This is a genomic window from Vibrio cholerae ATCC 14035 (assembly GCF_000621645.1).
GTDB lineage: Bacteria > Pseudomonadota > Gammaproteobacteria > Enterobacterales > Vibrionaceae > Vibrio > Vibrio cholerae.
On record NZ_JHXR01000003.1, the window covers coordinates 210,292 to 226,945 of the forward strand.

A 16,654-nucleotide genomic window follows, 5' to 3' on the forward strand; every position below is an offset into this window, starting at 1 on the left:
GTTGAATTTAAAGCTGCAGCATCAAAATTTTTGAGCGGCGTTGGTAGTTGTATAAGCTCTTTTTCGCCATCGGTAGCGCTTCGACATCGACTTCATTGAAACCTTGCTCACGGAACCAGTGTGTGCTGTGAGTGGTTAGCACAAATAGGTGACGAATGCCCATTTGCTTGGCTTGATGCTTGCTGTGCACCAATAAATGCAATCCACGGTGGCCATCACGGTATTCGGGATGAATCGCGACACAAGCCATCTCAGCCATGCGTTCTTCTGGATAAGGGTAGAGTGCCGAGCAACCAATCACTAAACCATCTTTGTCGATGATGGTGAATTTATGGATCTCTTGCTCCAACTGTTCACGAGAACGGCGTACCAGAATGCCTTGTTCTTCCAACGGACGAATCAAATCAAAAATACCGCCGATATCATCAATCGTGGCTTGGCGGATCTGCTCAGCACTCGCCATTACGATCTGGGTGCCGATACCATCAAACGAGAACAGCTCTTGGATTAATGCACCATCTTCTTTGTAACTCACCAAGTGACTGCGCGGCACACCCGCGCGGCAGGCTTTTAAAGCGGCGCGCAAAAAACGCATGGTGCTGAAACACTCTTCATCATCTGGCGCGCACTCTTGCTCCATGTTTTTGACGAGGCGTTCAACATCGCTTGGGAAGAGTTCGGCAATCGCATTGCCTTTGGTATCGATGATCCCTTGCTGTGGGCAAAAACCGATCAGCTTGTCGGCTTTAAGTTTTATCGCCACTTGGGTCGCCACTTCCTCAGAAAGCAGATTGAAACACTCACCAGTGACAGAGCTAGCAATCGGGCCAAGCAGCACAATCGAGCCTAAATCCAACATGCGGTTGATGCCTTCCACATCAATCCGGCGAATGCGCCCGCTGTGGCAGTAATCGACACCTTCATCTATACCTAGTGGTTGAGAGATGATGAAATTGCCGCTCACAACGTTGAGTTGAGTGCCCGCCATTGGCGTATTGTTGAGGCTCATTGAAAGACGCGCAGTGATCGCGTGTTGTAGTTGTCCGGCGGCTTGCATCACTAAGCCGAGTGAGGATTCATCAGTGATCCGCACACCTTTGTGGTATGGCGTATCACGTTGATTTTTTTCAAGGATTTGATTGATTTGTGGCCGAGCTCCGTGCACGAGTACCACTTTAACGCCAAGGCTGTGCAGCAGAGCGATATCGCTGATGATGTTAGGAAAATTTTTATCGGCAATCGCTTCTCCTCCCAGCATAACAACCATGGTTTTCCCACGGTGGGCATTAACGTAGGGCGCTGACTGGCGAAATCCTTTGACGAGAGCGGTACTGCGAATTTTCACGGCTGAACATCCTTGGTGTTTAAATATGCGCAAATAATGACTTTTTATTCTTTTTTGAGCAAGCGGTTTTTTATATGACCGATAGAATCCTCGGTTTATTGCAGACCCGTTTATTGCAGGCCCTATGGGTCAAAATAAATGGGATGTAAAACAGAAGGATGACAAAAGTATGAACAGTAAGGTTGAACGCTGCATCAATCTGTATGAGCAGTGCAGTTAATGGTGCAAAGCCTCGCCCCAAGAGGCTTGGATAAAGTGAGATAAAGCGGTATGGCAAAAACGGAAAGCAAAAGTAAAGCCTTGAGTAAAGAGCGTTTATTGCTCTTGCTCGCGATTTTAGGCACCTCCTACGTTTTGATGCTGTACAGCAACATCTTTGGTCGTCTGCAAGAGCAGTGGTTTCCTAAGTCTGAGCTATATGGAATATGGGTTGAGCAGAATGTTGCCCCTTATGCGGCACAAAAAATCACCATTGGCACTCAAGGTATTGTGTTGAATGGGCGTTTAGTCACCACCCATTTTAACTACGATGGCGCTCGACTCGAATTTACGGTGAATGGGCAGCCGTATCAGTTTGAGATCATGCTGGAGAAAAAGCAGATGAAACAGCGTTCGTCCGCTAACTATCAGCCAGTTTATCAATTGTCAGAAAAAGTAAAAAATAATCGCTATTAATCAAACGCCAATTGCACAGTTTCACTGACTTTGTCATGCTCTTGGCAAACATAAACCATGGACCTCTTTTGTGAGTAAACGTCTTCTTTCTCTCGCCAGTTTGGCACTGCTGTTTGGTTGTGCTCAGCAACCTAACGATCGTGCTCAGCAATACCAACAACAAACTTTTCCACACATTTTGAATCGTGCCGATGTGGTTGAATCCAATAAGCCGCGTGACTATACCGAATTCAGTAAACAGAGTGAGTTGGTCGTGCAAGGCTCAGCCTCCATGGCCAAGATCTATCGACCGCTGTATGAACAATTGAATGAGTGGGTTCTGCAAAGCGGAGATCCTGCCACTTTAGCGCAATTTGGTATTCAAGCAGCGCAGTTAGGTGGCGGGGATAAACAAGGTAACGTATTGTTTACTGGCTATTTTTCACCTGTGATTGAGCTGCGTCATCAACCCGACAGCGTGTTTAAATATCCGGTTTACGGCTTGCCAAAATGCAACAAAAACTGCCCCACTCGAGCGGAGATTTACCAAGGTGCGCTGGATGGTCAAGGTTTAGAATTGGGCTATGCGGAGAACTTGATCGATCCTTTCATCATGGAAGTGCAGGGCAGTGGCTTTGTTCACTTTGGGGATGACGATACTTTGGAATACTTCGCTTACGCGGGTAAAAATAACAAGGCTTACGTCAGCATTGGTAAAGTGTTGATTGAACGCGGTTTGGTTGAGCGCGAGAAAATGTCGCTCAAAGCGATCAAAGATTGGGTGCTGGCCAACGATGAAGCCACCGTACGTGAACTGCTTGAGGAAAACCCTTCCTTCGTATTTTTCAAACCCAGCGCCGCGGCACCTGTGAAGGGCAGCGCCGGGATTCCTTTATTGCCGATGGCATCGGTTGCCGGGGACCGTTCAATTTTGCCTATGGGGACGCCAATTCTAGCGGAAGTCCCCCTGCTGAATGCCGATGGCACTTGGTCTGGCGCACATCAACTGCGTTTGTTGATTGTGCTTGATACAGGCGGTGCCGTGAAACAAAACCATCTCGACTTGTACCACGGTATGGGACCACGTGCAGGGTTAGAAGCGGGGCACTATAAGCACTTTGGCCGTGTGTGGAAACTCGGGTTAGAAAACTCGCCTACCCAAGCACCATGGGCATTGCCGCCGGAAAAACAGCAATAGTTTTTCCTGATATTGTGCCGGTAGCAAACTGGACATTTTTGTGAAGAGTGCGTATAAATCGCACTCTTTATTTTTCAGCTAGAGTGGAAATGTGGTTATGCGTGAACTCGATACTCCTGCCTCCGACAGTTACAACCAACGTTTTGGTGGTACGCGCCGTTTGTATGGTTATGACGAAGTCGACATTTTACGTGCCGCGCACGTGTGTGTGATTGGGATTGGTGGTGTCGGTTCATGGGCGGTAGAAGCTCTGGCGCGCACTGGTATTGGTGAGTTGACGTTGATTGATATGGATGATGTGTGTGTCACTAACATCAACCGTCAAATCCATGCCATGACCGGGACGATTGGCAAAAGCAAAATTGAAGTGATGGCGGAGCGCGTTAAGCTCATCAATCCAGAGTGCAAAGTCAATTTGGTGGATGACTTCATCACGCCGGATAATCAACATCTTTATCTCAATAAATCCTTTGATTATGTGTTGGATGCGATTGACAGCTTGAAAGCCAAAGCTTCTCTTCTGGCTTACTGCCGCAGCAACAAAATCAAAGTGATTACAGTCGGAGGTGCGGGCGGACAAACCGATCCAACGCAAATCACCGTGGCCGATTTGACCAAGACGATTCAAGATCCACTGGCGAAAAAGCTCAAAGATCGCCTGCGTCAGCACCACAACTTCCCAACCAATCCAGCGCGTAAATTTGGGATTGATTGTGTTTTCTCGACCGAGCAACTCAAATACCCACAAGCCGATGGTTCGGTATGCGCGACCAAATCAACCGCAGAAGGTCCAAAACGTATGGATTGCGCCAGCGGATTTGGCGCTGCGACGGTAGTGACGGCGACGTTTGGTTTTGTCGCGGTGGCGCGCATCGTCGATAAATTGATTCAAAAGCATAAAGTGAAGGCGTGAGGGCATGATGAGTCCATTTCCCGCTCATCCCTTTGGTGATGACATTAATGCACAAACCGTCTTAGAAACCATGCAAACATTGCGCGGTTGGGAAGATCGTTATCGCCAGATCATCCAATGGGGCAAACTGCTGCCTGTGATGCCAGAAGCGCTGAAAAGTGAGCAAGTTCTTGTCTCGGGCTGTGAAAGTGAAGTGTGGCTAGTGGCAGAGCAGCAAGGTGAGCAGTGGTTTTTCTGCGCGGATTCCGATGCGCGGATTGTGCGCGGTTTGATTGCGATTGTGTTGGCGGCACTGAATGGCAAAACGTCTGCAGAAATTAGCGCGTTTTCTATGGATGACTACTTTGCCGAGCTTGGCTTGCTGGCGCATTTAAGCCCATCACGCGGTAATGGGTTGCAAGCGATTGTGGCGACGATTCAGGCCAAAGCGCATCACTAACGACATACTTTTTCCAAGCAAAAGAGCCTCATAACCATGAGGCTCTTTTGCTATCAGTTCTGCCGATGTTTACAGTAAATCGACCGCTTTATGGATGGCGGCGATCAAGCGTTCCACCTCTTCTGCGCTGTTGTACACTCCGAAAGAAATTCGCACCGTCCCTTTTACGCCAAAGGCATCCATCAAAGGATGAGCACAATGATGCCCCGCACGAACGGCAATTCCTTGTTGATCGAGTAAGGTGGCGAGGTCTTGATGATGTACGCCATCCATCACTAAGCTCAGTACACTGGCGTTAGGCTGATAACCGAGCACGCGAATATCATCGATTTGCGAAATAGCTTGGTAAGCTTGCTGTTGCAGTTGGTGTAAGTGCGCTTCCACGGCGGCTCGATCAAGACTTTGATACCAGTCAATCGCGGTGGCCAGAGCAATGGCACCTGCCACATTCGGCGTGCCTGCTTCAAATTTTCCGGGCAAGCCGGTAAAGGTTGTACCATCAAACGAGACCTTTTCAACCATCTTGCCGCCGCCATGCCAAGGTGGCATGGCTTCTAAAAGCGCCGTTTTGCCGTACAACACACCAATCCCTGCTGGCGCATACAGCTTATGGCCCGAGAATACATAGAAATCCGCATCCAGCGCGCGAACGTCTACGGTTTCATGGACTATGCCTTGAGCGCCATCGATCACCACAATCGCGCCTTGTTGATGTGCGGCTTGGATGACTGCTTCAATCGGCTGGCGAGTTCCCGTGACATTGGTGATATGGGCTAGGGCTACGATTTTGCAGCGTGGTGACAGCAATTGCCGAAAGGCAGCAAGGCCAAATTCACCCGTTGTTGTCATCGGGATTTTGACCACTTTCGCGCCCGTTTGCTCAGCGACCATTTGCCACGGCACGATATTGGCGTGGTGTTCAGTTTCACTGACCAGAATCTCATCCCCAGCTTGTAATGTGCTGCGGGCATAACTTTGTGCAATGAGGTTGAGTGCTTCGGTAGCACCGCGCGTCCAGATAATATTTTTGCTGCTTGGCGCACCAATAAATTGTGCGACTTGTTCACGCGCGCCTTCAAATTGGCTGGTGGCTTGCGCCGTCAAGCTGTGGCTACCGCGATGTACATTGGCATTGTGCTGGCTGTAGTAGTGGCTGATGGCATCAATCACACATTGTGGTTTTTGCGTAGTGGCCGCACTGTCGAGATAGACCAGCGGGTTACCGTTGACGATTTGTTGCAGCGCCGGAAACTGCGCACGGATTGCATCAAGATTGAGCATCAATAAAACCTGAAAGTTCGGTCAGTTGTTGAGGATGAAGAACCATGGGGGCGGCAACGTGTTGCGCCAATTCCACGCCTGCGAGCAGTGCAATCATGGCGAGCGCAAACTCCAGAGCGGTGCCTGGCCCTTGGCTGGTGAGTAAATGTTGCGTGGCATAGTAACAGACGCGCTGACGACTCAGACGCTCTGAAGGAATATGGTCAAAAAAGTTGGGGTGACAAGTCATGCGTGCGCCGACAAATTTCTGCTGTTTGGCGAAAACCAGTGCAGGTGTCGCGCAAATTGCGGCAACCAGTTTGCCTTGTTGTGAGAACGCATCAATCAGTGCAAGTAGCGCAGTACTATCGGCAAACGCTTGCGCTCCGCCCACACCTCCGGGCAGTGCCAGTGCATCAAACGCTTCTGCCGAGCACGCTTCAAGCGTCTGCTCTGCCGTCAGCCAAACACCCCGTGAGCCTTGCACTTGTAACTTGTCGCCGACCGCTGCCATGGTGACCTGAAATCCTGCGCGCACCAAAGTATCGACGATGATGACAGTTTCCATCTCCTCGCTGCCATGGGCTACGGGGACGAGAATTCGTTTGCTCATGCCTTGCTCCAACTCTGCTCTAAGGTTTTGATTTGTTGATATAACGCGCTGTTTACCGGAGTTGCAATGCCATGCTGTTCGCCTTTGCGTACTACGTAACCAGTAATAAAGTCTATCTCGGTTGGACGTCGGTGGAAAACATCTTGATGCATGGAGGAGAGATTGGCCGCCGTAGCTTGGATTACTTGATAAACCCCATCACGCAGTGCTTCAGCCTCACCGCTTATCGCTTCTGCCTGCATAACGGCTGTCACCTCATCTAAAATGGCAGTGATGATCGGCGTAAATTCAGGTGCAACTAATGCACCGTTGGCGCATTGATGAATCGCGGTTAGCGGATTTATCGCGCAATTCACCGCGAGTTTGCGCCACAAAGCCTGTTGGATCTCTGGATTCCATGTCACTGGAGCGAGTGCGTGATTAAAAACGTCTGCGATAAAATCACAACGTGCACCGAGGGCATTAAAAGGACCCACTTGGGTTTGGCCGAATCCCGTATGACTCACTTGGTTGAGCGTGGCTTTTAGCGCGCCATGAGTGGTGGTTGCAAACAATACCGGAAAGTGAGTCAAAGATTCGCTTATGGCTTCGACTGCGCCCATGCCATTGTGCATAAACAGCAAAATGGTTTCTCGATTCAGATGGGGGAGCAAAGGCTGTAATGCCGCTTCCACTTGCCAAGCCTTGACGGTGATCAGCAGTAAATCGGCATGGATGAGCGTGTCTAAATTTTGATTACGAAATGAAATGGGCGCTTCTTCATCGAGCTGGAGCGTTATGGTCGGCTGAGCTTGACGGCTCCATAGCGCGACTTGATGACCTGCACTATGTAAGTGCAGCGCCCACAAAGAGCCGACCGCTCCCGGGCCAAGTACCACAATATTCATCTCTGTCCCCTGCTGAAAATCGAATGCGCCAAGGATAACGAGGGGAGTTTTGAAAGCAATAAAAAATGGCGCGAAGTCGCGCCATTTTTACTGTTTAGGCTCTTTCCTGTTTAGGAAGGAGCGTGCAGATGTCTACAATTAGAACTTGTAAGTTACTGCTACGTAGTGGCCAAAGCCTGTTGACTTGAAGCCATCGGTATCTTTGATTCCGTAAACGTCTTTGTAGCCTTTTAGACCGTAGCCTACAGCGAAACGATCTGAATGCCAGTAGATACCGTTAAACATCGCACCGCCGTTGCTGGCTGTCGAGTATTCATCTTTAAGGCCGAATTGGTAATCGATATAACCTTGGTAAGAGATGAATGAACCGTTCTCGAAGAAATAGAAAGGTTTAAACCAGTTGGTCGAGATTTGGAAGCCGTTCCAATCTTTGCGGTTGCCATCATAAGTACCGTATAGGTTCAGGCCAACTTTGCCAAACCATGGAACCATCACATCAGAACCAAGACCAATTTTCTGGTTGTTTACAGAAAATGCGTTGGTTTTAAAATCTGTACCATCCCATTCGAACAGTGATGCAACGTAAACTTCTTGTACTGGACCGAAAGACATATCAACGCCAGTAAATGCATCCAGAGACATACGTGGAGCAAACTTCATGAAGATTTTTGGATCGCCAACTTTGTCACTGCTTTTGTTCGTTGCTAAGTTAAACACGTCAACGTAACCGTACAGATCAAAGATACCAGAACGACCGCCAAATTCCATTTCCAGATAATCATGAGATGATTTGCCTGGAAGTTCGTCGAATGCACCCATCAGGTTAAATTGCATCCACTTGTAATCGTTTTTGTGGATATCGCCATCTGAGTAGTCAGCGGCCAGAACAGGTGCTGAAGTTGCTGCCAATAGGCTTAAAGCAAGAAGTGATTTACGCATAAGGGGAACTCTCTGTAAGTGTGTTGTGTATGGCGGCCGCATAACTGCAGCTCGTTCAACTGGCGGGCATAATAACGATAAAAATCGCAATTAAAAGTGATAAGAAGTGCAAAATTAAAGGCATTGAGTGATAGCAATCACACCTTTGTTAATTAATTTTGAACTTATTTTGTATTTCACAATTTTGCATTTTTATTGTGATCTTAATCGCTTTGGTTGAGAGTTGACTAAACTTATACGCTAATCGATAAACCAACAAATTCAGTGAGTGATCGACGAATGAACTCTTTTCGTATACCTAAGTAAATTTATGAAAAGGAGTGAGTAATGGAAGAGATAATGTTGTTTCCACTTAGCTCCGTCGTACTTCCTGAAGGGAAAATGAAGCTGCGAATTTTTGAACCGCGCTATCAGCGTATGGTCGCTCAGTGCAGTAAAACGGGCAGTGGATTTGGTCTCTGTTTGTTCGATAGTAAGTCGAATAAAAATGCAAACGAATTATCTGAGTTTGGGACTTTAGTCAAAATCGTTGATTTTGAAACGTTAAGTGATGGTTTGCTTGGGATCACAGTCGTCGGTATACGACGTTTTGCGATTCGCAAAGTTCGGGTTGAATATGACGGTTTGCGGATTGCTACAGTACAGTGGTTTCCGGATTGGCCAAGCCAAGAATTGTTAGAGCGGGAGCGCTTTTTAGGCGAGCAATTGCAGGAAGTCTATCGGCAATTTCCACAAATTGGTGAGTTGCACAGTTTGTGCTTTTTTGATGATGCGAGCTGGGTCTGTCAACGTTGGCTAGAACTGCTACCTTTAAGCAAAGGACAGTTTGATGTGCTGGTTGGGCAGCGAGATTGCCATGCAGCTTTAGCTTTTTTACAGCGTACCATTGAGTCGCATCTCGACACGTGAACAATTTGCTTGTGGCGAATGATCTCAAGTGGTAACACTGACGTATAGGCTTACTAGGGTGTTCGCCTGAGTCATTAAGGATGAGTTTATATGTTTAATCCATCACCTCATACGTTTGGCCGCCAAGAGTGGCTAGAGTGTATGGAAAAAGTTAAAAGCAGGGACACACAGGCTTTTGCTCTGGTATTTAGCTATTACTCGCCGAAATTGAAGCAGTTTGTGATGAAGCATGTCGGTAGTGAACAGGTAGCGTTGGAATTGGTTCAAGAAACCATGTCAACCGTATGGCAAAAAGCTAGTCTGTTTGATGGGCAGAAAAGCTCTCTCGCGACTTGGATTTACACCATAGCGCGTAACCTAAGTTATGACTTGTTACGTCGACAAAAGGGGCGTGACGCTTATGTGTTGGCCGATGATATTTGGCCGGAAGATTATTGTCCTCCTGATCTGGTTGATCACTACGCACCGGAACAAGATCTGCTCAAAGAGCAGGTGATGAAATTTCTCGACCGCCTGCCAGAAGCACAGCAGCAAGTGATCAAAGCGGTCTATTTAGAAGAAATCCCCCAGCAAGATGTGGCCGATATGCTCGACATTCCACTCGGCACTGTGAAATCACGTCTACGTCTTGCGGTAGAAAAGTTAAGATTATCAATGGATGCGGAGTCCTTATGAGTTATCACCCTAATTATGCTTTACTCGCAGCCTATGCTGAGGGCGGTCTTGATTCTGCGCATGGTTTGGCGATTTCTGCTCATTTGGAAATCTGCCCACATTGTCGTGACTTGGTGCATGAGATTGAGGCAGAACTTGGTGAGTTACTCAATCAGCAAGCGGCCTCTTCTGTCGCCTTGTCAGACGATGCCAACTGGCAAGCGATGTTCGATTCGATTGTGGCCTTGCCGCAGCAAGCGGCATCGAACACTCCCGTTAAAACCACACCGGTAATGGTGACGGTAAACGGTAAGCAGATTGCGATTCCCAAAGTCTTAGCGCGTTTGGTTAAACCTGAGCAGCAGTGGCGCAGCTACGGTGGCAAAGTGTTCAGTTTACCTTTGCAGTCGGAAGATAATGTACGGATGAATCTGATGTACATCAGCCAAGGGGTTTCTATTCCTCAGCACACCCATAAAGGGTTTGAGTCGACCTTGGTGTTGCACGGTGGTTTTAGTGATGAAAATGGTCATTACGATGTGGGTGATTTTATGCAGCATGATGGTCAAATCTGCCATTCGCCAAGCACACCGCAAGATCAAGACTGCCTTTGCTTAACCGTATTGACTGAGCCTATGGTCTTTACCCAAGGGGTAGCGCGGATCTTTAACCTGTTTGGCAAGGGACTTTACCCGTAACCGTTAATGAGCTTGAAAATAAACAAGGGAGCGATGAAGCTCCCTTGTTGGTTTAGTGAAGGGTTTATTTGGTGAATGGTGTGCGCCTTACTGGATGATTTTATCCTCAGGCGGTAACTCTTCTTTATGCTGCTTCGCGTTTTCTAGCATCTTAGTGAAGTCATGACGTAGCGAGTAAAGCATGATCAAACTTGGGATCACCATTACCGCGGTCAAAATGAAGAACAGTGACCAGTCGTTCAGAAAATCCGCTAACTCACCACTAAACGAAGCGATAGTGGTTCTGCCTAAATTACCTAATGAAGCCAGCAACGCGTATTGCGTGGCGGAAAATGCCTGTCCAGTCATTAAGGTCAGGAAGGAAACAAAGGCTACCGTTGAGAAGGCAGAAGTGAAGTTATCGACGAAGAGAGTCGCTAAAAATAGGTGCTCATTCGGACCGACTTTGGCTATCCAAGCAAACATCAAGTTACTAGACGCCATGGCGATGCCACCAATCATTAATCCTCGCACAATACCGAACTTGATATTGACTAAGCTGCCAAGCAAGGTGAACAAAATGGTGATACCCCAACCGAGTAGCTTAGAGTAGTAGCCAATCTGTTCGTTGCTAAAACCAATTTCTTTGTAAAAGGCAATCGACATGCGTCCTAAGAAGGCTTCGCCGATTTTGAACAGAAAGACAAACAGCAGCAGTGTCAGCGCAACACGAAAACCATTACGGCGGAAAAAGTCGATAAACGGCTCTAAGACCGTGACGGTTAACCAACTAAGCACCGGATTGCTGACAACCTGTTGGTGGCGTTCTTCAGCAAGTTGCTGTAATTGATCCCGCTGAGTGTGTGGCTCACCTACCAGCAAGGTAAACAACATCAATAAGCCAACCACTCCTGCCATAATGTAGTAAACCCCATTCCAGCCAATGCTATCGGCATTGACGAAAGCGAAGTAGCCGGGAAGCGAGTAACCCGTCCACCAACCGACGACCGCCATGGCAGATGCTTGTGGCAATTTGGTTGATTCACTTTTTGGGAAGGTATCTATCCGGAAGGCATCGACAGCCACATCTTGCGTCGCCGAGGCAATCGCAATCCCCAAAGCGAACATGGAAGTCAGCATAAGATTGTTGGCTGGGTTAACACCTGCGATGAGTAACGTACAGACTAGAACGATGGATTGGCAGAAAAAGATCCAGCTTCGGCGCTGACCAAGCATCGAATGTAGAATGGGTAACTTGACTCTATCGACCAGTGGTGCCCAGAGAAAGTTGATCGCGTATACCGCAAACACACTGCCAAAATAGCCGATGGCAGCGCGGCTGAGTCCGGCATCTTTCAGCCAGCCAGTCATGTTGGAACCAATCAATACCCATGGGAAGCCGCTGGCACAACCCAGCATAAATACCCAGAGCAAGCGTCGATCAAAATAGCTAACAATAAGTTCTAGCCAAGAATGGGACCGGGGTTGCTGAACCATAACGAGTCCTTTTGCATGTGATTATGATGATTGCCGCACTCCCGAGTTCAGGAGTGCGGTGAGGCAGTTTAAGGTAAGCGAGTGACTTTATTAATGACGATGGGTGTGACAGGAACGTTCTGCATTCGACCTTTATTTTGAGTCGGTTGCTGAGCCATTTTTTCAATCACATCAAACCCTTCGATCACTTGACCAAACACCGCATAGCCCGGCGGCTTTGCGGCATAGTTCAAGAAATCATTATCCACCAAGTTAATGTAAAACTGTCTTGTTGCCGAATTCGGGTTTTGCGTACGAGCCATGGCAATGGTCGCGGTATCATTACGCAAGCCATTGCTGGCTTCATTCTCGATCGGGGCGTAAGTCGGTAGCTGATTAAGATAAGCATCAAAGCCACCTCCTTGCGCCATAAAGCCTGGGATCACGCGATGAAATTGGCTGCCAACATAGCTGCCGTCATCCACATAGCGTAAGAAATTCGCAACCGAGATCGGTGCTTTTTCTTGATTCAGCTCGATCGTGAAATTGCCGAGTGTGGTTTCCACTGCGACTTTGGGACCCGCCCACACGCAACTGCTGACCAGTGCTACGGTTGCCAATAGCCATGACTTAGCCATTAAAGCGCTCCTGCATGTAGTTTTGCAGCTCGGCATCGTTAGCGATCTCTTTGAGCACAGTGTTGATCACGTCATTGAGTACGGTTTCAATTTCATCGTTAGAGGCACTGAGAACGCCAGTACGTTTTGCGGTGCCTGTGTAGCTTTTCACCAACTTGCCTCTTGGTGTTTCAGCCGTGATTTCCAATACCACGCTGCCATCCATTTGGTTTTCCATGATTGAGTGCTTCACGGAGACCAAAAGTTCTTGGATTTCGAGAGTGATGGTGTTTTCACTATTGACGCTGAGACGGAAACCTTGCGATCCAAACTGTTCAGCCAGGGCGTTTTCTAGCGTAATGCGCACATTTTGGCGTGGATGAATGGGCTCAATATTGTTACGACCACTATCGACTAAAGCCACATATTGCGCTGAACGCACATCTTTGCTGACCAGCGAAAAGCTGCTGTTATTCACAATCGCATTTTGGCTTAATGCCGCTTGAGGGTTAACGTTGATTTGACTCTGCTGAGGAGCAGAACAAGCGGTAAGTAAAGCGATTGAAGCCGCAAGAACCAGTTTTTTCATGGTTAATTCCTTTCGTTTTATTGTGCACACAGCCGCAAGGCTCAAGATTTAATAGCTTGTAAGATAACAAATTTACTGTTGTTGGCGATCACTCTAACATGACTTTTACCAAACAATCTTGCCAGTTTTACATCGTAGCCGAGGTGGCGATTGCCGATCACCCATAATTTCCCGCCTTTTTTCAGAACATGCTTTGAGTCACAGAACATTTGCCACGCGATGTGATCCGTAATGGTTTGTTGTTGATGGAACGGCGGATTACACACAATCATTGAACTACTGTGCGCTGGGAAACCATCCAGACAGTTGTTGGCGATACAGTGAATATCTCGTTTACCGAGATTGTCGTGTAAGTTTTTTTGTGCGGAGGCGATCGCCATAAAGCTTTCATCAACACAGGTGATCTTCGCTTGTGGGTTTAATTGTCCGAGACGAACCGATAACACGCCATTGCCACACCCAAGATCAATAAAGTCTTCCAGAGTCGGATCGGCTGGCAAATGCTCAAGGATAAATCTGGAACCCAGATCTAAACTTTCACCCGAATACACATTCGGTAAGTTAGTGAGGGTGATAGCATAAGGCTCAATGCTCCAACCGCATTCAGGGTTAACCTCATTAGCGGGATTCACCGTCGCAGAACTGAACACTAAACGATGTTTTTTCCACGCCAGCGAAGTGGTGGTGGGGCCTAGATGCTTTTCAAACAGATTCAAGGTTGATGTATGAATCTCCTTCGCTTTATTCACCGCAATGATCGGGATGTTCGGCGAAAGGGCTTTACGCAGTTGGCTCAGGATCCACACCAGATGACGATTACTCTTGGGCAGTTGCAGTAGCACGACAGAGGCATCATTAGGGACCGGATCCAACGTCGTCAGTAACTGAACTGGCGGACGCTGATTTTGCTGCAAATTCGCTTGAGTCGCTTGATGGGCAATGTAGGAGTCACTCATCATGCTGACTTTATGTTTTTGACTAAACCAACAACTTAAAGTGCCGAAATGGTCATTAATGATCACTATATGGCTAGATTCTGGGAGGGCGAGTTGTTCCACATGCTGGATGAGGTACTCATCGCCGGCATCCCAAGCTTGCAAAGTTTCGTTATTGCGCTTTGGGAAACGATGAAGAGTGAGCGTCTGCTCAAGCAAAGTAAGCTCAGTTTTCATATTGCTCGTGTTTCTAGTAAATTGACGGCGCATTGTCTCAGATGGCAATAAAACAGCAAATGAAAACCTAGGTTTTTGCATTTTTAGCCACACGCAAGACCCGCTATGGTCTATTCTCAATTTGTCATGTTGTCGACACTCAAGTGTTCAACAAGGAAAGCAATATGATTCAAGATGTTATTGAAAAGAAGCTGAGTGATGAATTTCAGCCCGAGTTTCTGAAAGTGATTAATGAAAGTGATATGCACAACGTGCCGCGAGGTTCGGAGAGTCATTTTAAGGTCACAGTAGTGAGTGAACGCTTTGCCGGCCTGCGTCCTGTCGCTCGTCATCGTTTGGTCAATCAAACCTTGGCGGATGAGTTAGCGAATCATATCCACGCGCTCGCCATTCATACCTACACGACTCAAGAGTGGCAGCAAATGAATCAGGAAAGTCCAGAAAGCCCAATGTGTTTGGGGGGCTCGCGCAAAAGCGCTCAATGATAGGTTTGATACCTATAACGCTTGATTGGATTTTGAGCAAATTATTAACACGGTTTAAACAAATGAGTTCGAATATTTCAGGTTATGCAGGGGTTTAGTGGCTTAAGTCAGTCAATAGGCCCACATAAAATAGGCCTTAGTGAGTTTGTGCGATGCTTCAAAAATATGATGATTTCTTAGCCTTTCACTCCGGATTCGTTTGAAATTAAACAGTGATTCAGGGCATTGGTCATGGCATCAAGTTCCCAAAAGATGCTAGACTACAGCACCTGACAAATCCCCCACATGATTTGTGATGGGATTTTTAAAAGGATGTTGCGATTTTAATGGTTCAAGCCATTAAAAACGGACACAAACAATGTCGTGTCTACCGAGGTAAGGATTCCGCTAGCGTTGTTCAGTTGTAAGGACAAGGCAAACGGAGTGCGCCTCGAATTTGCGCAATGAAAGAATCTTTTTCCCGATAAAAGTAGTGCAAGTGCGTATGATTACAATAAAAAAGGGATTGGACCTTCCTATCGCAGGAACTCCTTCCCAGGTGATTAGTGATGGTAAAGCCATCAAAAAAGTCGCCTTGCTTGGCGAAGAGTACGTTGGCATGCGTCCTACTATGCATGTCCGCGTAGGTGATGAAGTAAAAAAAGCTCAGATTCTTTTTGAAGATAAGAAGAATCCGGGTGTGAAATTTACTTCACCAGTCAGCGGTAAAGTGGTTGAAATCAATCGTGGTGCAAAGCGCGTTCTTCAGTCTGTAGTGATTGAAGTGGCGGGTGATGACCAAGTGACCTTCGACAAGTTTGAAGCCAATCAATTAGCCAGTTTGAATCGCGATGCGATCAAAACTCAGCTGGTTGAGTCTGGTCTTTGGACTGCTTTCCGTACTCGTCCGTTCAGCAAGGTTCCAGCCATTGATTCCACTTCTGAAGCCATTTTTGTCACTGCTATGGATACCAATCCGTTGGCAGCTGAGCCGACCGTTGTGATCAATGAACAATCTGAAGCCTTCGTTGCTGGTCTAGATGTGCTTTCCGCACTGACAACTGGCAAAGTGTACGTTTGTAAAAAAGGCACCAGCTTGCCACGTTCTCAACAGCCGAATGTTGAAGAACATGTCTTTGACGGCCCACATCCTGCAGGCTTAGCTGGCACTCACATGCATTTCCTCTATCCAGTAAGTGCAGACCACGTGGCGTGGAGCATCAACTATCAGGACGTGATCGCAGTAGGTCAACTGTTCCTGACGGGCGAGCTATACACCCAGCGTGTGGTTTCTCTTGCCGGCCCGGTGGTGAACAAACCTCGTTTGGTTCGCACTGTCATGGGCGCATCACTAGAGCAACTGGTGGACAGCGAAATCATGCCTGGCGAAGTACGCATCATCTCTGGCTCTGTGCTGTCTGGTACGAAAGCCACTGGACCACACGCTTATCTTGGTCGTTACCACCTACAGGTCTCTGTTCTTCGTGAAGGACGTGATAAAGAACTGTTTGGTTGGGCGATGCCGGGTAAGAACAAGTTCTCTGTGACTCGCTCTTTCCTTGGTCACCTATTCAAGGGCCAAGTGTACAACATGACCACAACCACTAATGGTAGTGATCGATCTATGGTTCCAATCGGTAACTATGAGAAGGTCATGCCACTAGATATGGAGCCAACCTTGTTGCTTCGTGATCTGTGTGCTGGTGACAGTGACAGCGCGGTTCGCTTAGGTGCTTTAGAGCTGGATGAAGAAGATCTAGCACTGTGTACGTTCGTTTGCCCAGGCAAATACGAGTACGGTCAGCTCCTGCGTGAGTGCTTAGACAAGATCGAGAAAGAAGGGTAATT

18 protein-coding genes are annotated in these 16,654 nt (G+C 47.6%); 9 read left to right on the plus strand and 9 right to left on the minus strand.

Features of this window, described 5'->3' with window-relative positions:
• Positions 1–7 precede the first annotated feature (7 nt).
• Positions 8–1,345: an amino-acid N-acetyltransferase gene (gene argA, locus T411_RS0104365; RefSeq protein WP_000702689.1), complete on the minus strand. Its 1,338-nt coding sequence runs from the start codon at positions 1,343–1,345 to the stop codon at positions 8–10.
• Positions 1,346–1,615: 270 nt separating this feature from the next.
• Here argA and T411_RS0104370 point away from each other — a divergent pair, with 270 nt between their 5' ends.
• From T411_RS0104370 to csdE, 4 genes are all read left to right on the plus strand, one after another.
• Positions 1,616–2,020, plus strand: coding sequence for a DUF2850 domain-containing protein (locus T411_RS0104370; protein ID WP_001140312.1), 405 nt, complete (start codon positions 1,616–1,618; stop codon positions 2,018–2,020).
• Positions 2,021–2,090: 70 nt separating this feature from the next.
• The gene (gene mltA / locus T411_RS0104375; RefSeq protein WP_000044381.1) at positions 2,091–3,197 is read left to right on the plus strand and encodes a murein transglycosylase A; all 1,107 of its coding nucleotides are present in this window, start codon (positions 2,091–2,093) and stop codon (positions 3,195–3,197) included.
• Positions 3,198–3,294: 97 nt separating this feature from the next.
• Positions 3,295–4,110, plus strand: coding sequence for a tRNA cyclic N6-threonylcarbamoyladenosine(37) synthase TcdA (gene tcdA / locus T411_RS0104380; protein WP_001208550.1), 816 nt, complete (start codon positions 3,295–3,297; stop codon positions 4,108–4,110).
• 7 nt (positions 4,111–4,117) lie between these two features.
• Positions 4,118–4,549 carry a cysteine desulfurase sulfur acceptor subunit CsdE gene (gene csdE, locus T411_RS0104385; RefSeq protein WP_001918829.1) on the plus strand — a complete coding sequence of 144 codons (432 nt, stop codon included), beginning with the start codon at positions 4,118–4,120 and terminating at the stop codon, positions 4,547–4,549.
• A 69-nt stretch (positions 4,550–4,618) separates the two neighbouring features.
• Here csdE and csdA read toward each other — a convergent pair whose 3' ends face one another.
• The 4 genes from csdA to T411_RS0104405 all read right to left on the minus strand — a co-directional run bounded on the left by csdA (position 4,619) and on the right by T411_RS0104405 (position 8,248).
• Positions 4,619–5,830, minus strand: coding sequence for a cysteine desulfurase CsdA (csdA, locus tag T411_RS0104390; RefSeq protein WP_000933159.1), 1,212 nt, complete (start codon positions 5,828–5,830; stop codon positions 4,619–4,621).
• Positions 5,817–6,422 carry a DJ-1 family glyoxalase III gene (locus T411_RS0104395; protein ID WP_000044231.1) on the minus strand — a complete coding sequence of 202 codons (606 nt, stop codon included), beginning with the start codon at positions 6,420–6,422 and terminating at the stop codon, positions 5,817–5,819. Before T411_RS0104395 ends, csdA begins: the two co-directional genes overlap by 14 nt.
• Positions 6,419–7,309, minus strand: a complete 891-nt coding sequence (panE, locus tag T411_RS0104400; protein ID WP_001028571.1) for a 2-dehydropantoate 2-reductase — start codon at positions 7,307–7,309, stop codon at positions 6,419–6,421. Before panE ends, T411_RS0104395 begins: the two co-directional genes overlap by 4 nt.
• Positions 7,310–7,447: 138 nt before the next feature.
• Entirely contained in the window at positions 7,448–8,248 is an 801-nt protein-coding gene (locus T411_RS0104405) for a nucleoside-specific channel-forming Tsx family protein (protein ID WP_001232266.1), read from the minus strand.
• A 327-nt stretch (positions 8,249–8,575) separates the two neighbouring features.
• Between T411_RS0104405 and T411_RS0104410 the strand changes: the two genes are divergently transcribed.
• From T411_RS0104410 to T411_RS0104420, 3 genes are all read left to right on the plus strand, one after another.
• On the plus strand, positions 8,576–9,157 hold the full coding sequence (locus T411_RS0104410; RefSeq protein ID WP_000391276.1) for an LON peptidase substrate-binding domain-containing protein: 582 nt from the start codon (positions 8,576–8,578) through the stop codon (positions 9,155–9,157).
• A gap of 90 nt (positions 9,158–9,247) precedes the next feature.
• Entirely contained in the window at positions 9,248–9,832 is a 585-nt protein-coding gene (locus T411_RS0104415; protein ID WP_000483035.1) for an RNA polymerase sigma factor, read from the plus strand.
• Positions 9,829–10,509 carry a ChrR family anti-sigma-E factor gene (locus T411_RS0104420; RefSeq protein WP_000120276.1) on the plus strand — a complete coding sequence of 227 codons (681 nt, stop codon included), beginning with the start codon at positions 9,829–9,831 and terminating at the stop codon, positions 10,507–10,509. Before T411_RS0104415 ends, T411_RS0104420 begins: the two co-directional genes overlap by 4 nt.
• An 87-nt stretch (positions 10,510–10,596) precedes the next feature.
• On the opposite strand, the gene T411_RS0104425 is transcribed toward T411_RS0104420, so the two are convergent.
• From T411_RS0104425 to T411_RS0104440, 4 genes are all read right to left on the minus strand, one after another.
• On the minus strand, positions 10,597–11,985 hold the full coding sequence (locus T411_RS0104425) for an AmpG family muropeptide MFS transporter (RefSeq protein WP_000250605.1): 1,389 nt from the start codon (positions 11,983–11,985) through the stop codon (positions 10,597–10,599).
• A gap of 68 nt (positions 11,986–12,053) precedes the next feature.
• Positions 12,054–12,602 carry a peptidylprolyl isomerase gene (locus T411_RS0104430; RefSeq protein WP_001140219.1) on the minus strand — a complete coding sequence of 183 codons (549 nt, stop codon included), beginning with the start codon at positions 12,600–12,602 and terminating at the stop codon, positions 12,054–12,056.
• On the minus strand, positions 12,595–13,170 hold the full coding sequence (locus T411_RS0104435) for a YajG family lipoprotein (RefSeq protein WP_000737547.1): 576 nt from the start codon (positions 13,168–13,170) through the stop codon (positions 12,595–12,597). The genes T411_RS0104430 and T411_RS0104435 overlap by 8 nt, the downstream gene beginning before the upstream one ends.
• 41 nt (positions 13,171–13,211) lie before the next feature.
• Entirely contained in the window at positions 13,212–14,342 is a 1,131-nt protein-coding gene (locus T411_RS0104440) for a methyltransferase (protein ID WP_000845886.1), read from the minus strand.
• Positions 14,343–14,506: 164 nt separating this feature from the next.
• On the opposite strand from T411_RS0104440, the gene T411_RS0104445 reads away from it, so the two are divergent.
• Positions 14,507–14,827 carry a BolA family protein gene (locus T411_RS0104445; RefSeq protein ID WP_000613859.1) on the plus strand — a complete coding sequence of 107 codons (321 nt, stop codon included), beginning with the start codon at positions 14,507–14,509 and terminating at the stop codon, positions 14,825–14,827.
• 484 nt (positions 14,828–15,311) lie between these two features.
• Positions 15,312–16,652 (plus strand): Na(+)-translocating NADH-quinone reductase subunit A, encoded by a 1,341-nt coding sequence (locus T411_RS0104450; RefSeq protein WP_001906078.1) that lies wholly within the window; start codon positions 15,312–15,314, stop codon positions 16,650–16,652.
• Positions 16,653–16,654 lie beyond the last annotated feature (2 nt).

What these genes read in the sequence shown, in the direction of transcription:
- T411_RS0104370 (WP_001140312.1), top strand. Translation starts at nt 1,616, where the DNA reads ATGGCAAAAACGGAAAGCAAAAGTAAAGCCTTGAGTAAAGAGCGTTTA.
- tcdA (WP_001208550.1), top strand. Translation starts at nt 3,295, where the DNA reads ATGCGTGAACTCGATACTCCTGCCTCCGACAGTTACAACCAACGTTTT.
- csdE (WP_001918829.1), top strand. Translation starts at nt 4,118, where the DNA reads ATGAGTCCATTTCCCGCTCATCCCTTTGGTGATGACATTAATGCACAA.
- csdA (WP_000933159.1), bottom strand. Translation starts at nt 5,830, where the DNA reads ATGCTCAATCTTGATGCAATCCGTGCGCAGTTTCCGGCGCTGCAACAA.
- T411_RS0104395 (WP_000044231.1), bottom strand. Translation starts at nt 6,422, where the DNA reads ATGAGCAAACGAATTCTCGTCCCCGTAGCCCATGGCAGCGAGGAGATG.
- panE (WP_001028571.1), bottom strand. Translation starts at nt 7,309, where the DNA reads ATGAATATTGTGGTACTTGGCCCGGGAGCGGTCGGCTCTTTGTGGGCG.
- T411_RS0104405 (WP_001232266.1), bottom strand. Translation starts at nt 8,248, where the DNA reads ATGCGTAAATCACTTCTTGCTTTAAGCCTATTGGCAGCAACTTCAGCA.
- T411_RS0104410 (WP_000391276.1), top strand. Translation starts at nt 8,576, where the DNA reads ATGGAAGAGATAATGTTGTTTCCACTTAGCTCCGTCGTACTTCCTGAA.
- T411_RS0104415 (WP_000483035.1), top strand. Translation starts at nt 9,248, where the DNA reads ATGTTTAATCCATCACCTCATACGTTTGGCCGCCAAGAGTGGCTAGAG.
- T411_RS0104420 (WP_000120276.1), top strand. Translation starts at nt 9,829, where the DNA reads ATGAGTTATCACCCTAATTATGCTTTACTCGCAGCCTATGCTGAGGGC.
- T411_RS0104425 (WP_000250605.1), bottom strand. Translation starts at nt 11,985, where the DNA reads ATGGTTCAGCAACCCCGGTCCCATTCTTGGCTAGAACTTATTGTTAGC.
- T411_RS0104430 (WP_001140219.1), bottom strand. Translation starts at nt 12,602, where the DNA reads ATGGCTAAGTCATGGCTATTGGCAACCGTAGCACTGGTCAGCAGTTGC.
- T411_RS0104435 (WP_000737547.1), bottom strand. Translation starts at nt 13,170, where the DNA reads ATGAAAAAACTGGTTCTTGCGGCTTCAATCGCTTTACTTACCGCTTGT.
- T411_RS0104440 (WP_000845886.1), bottom strand. Translation starts at nt 14,342, where the DNA reads ATGAAAACTGAGCTTACTTTGCTTGAGCAGACGCTCACTCTTCATCGT.
- T411_RS0104445 (WP_000613859.1), top strand. Translation starts at nt 14,507, where the DNA reads ATGATTCAAGATGTTATTGAAAAGAAGCTGAGTGATGAATTTCAGCCC.
- T411_RS0104450 (WP_001906078.1), top strand. Translation starts at nt 15,312, where the DNA reads ATGATTACAATAAAAAAGGGATTGGACCTTCCTATCGCAGGAACTCCT.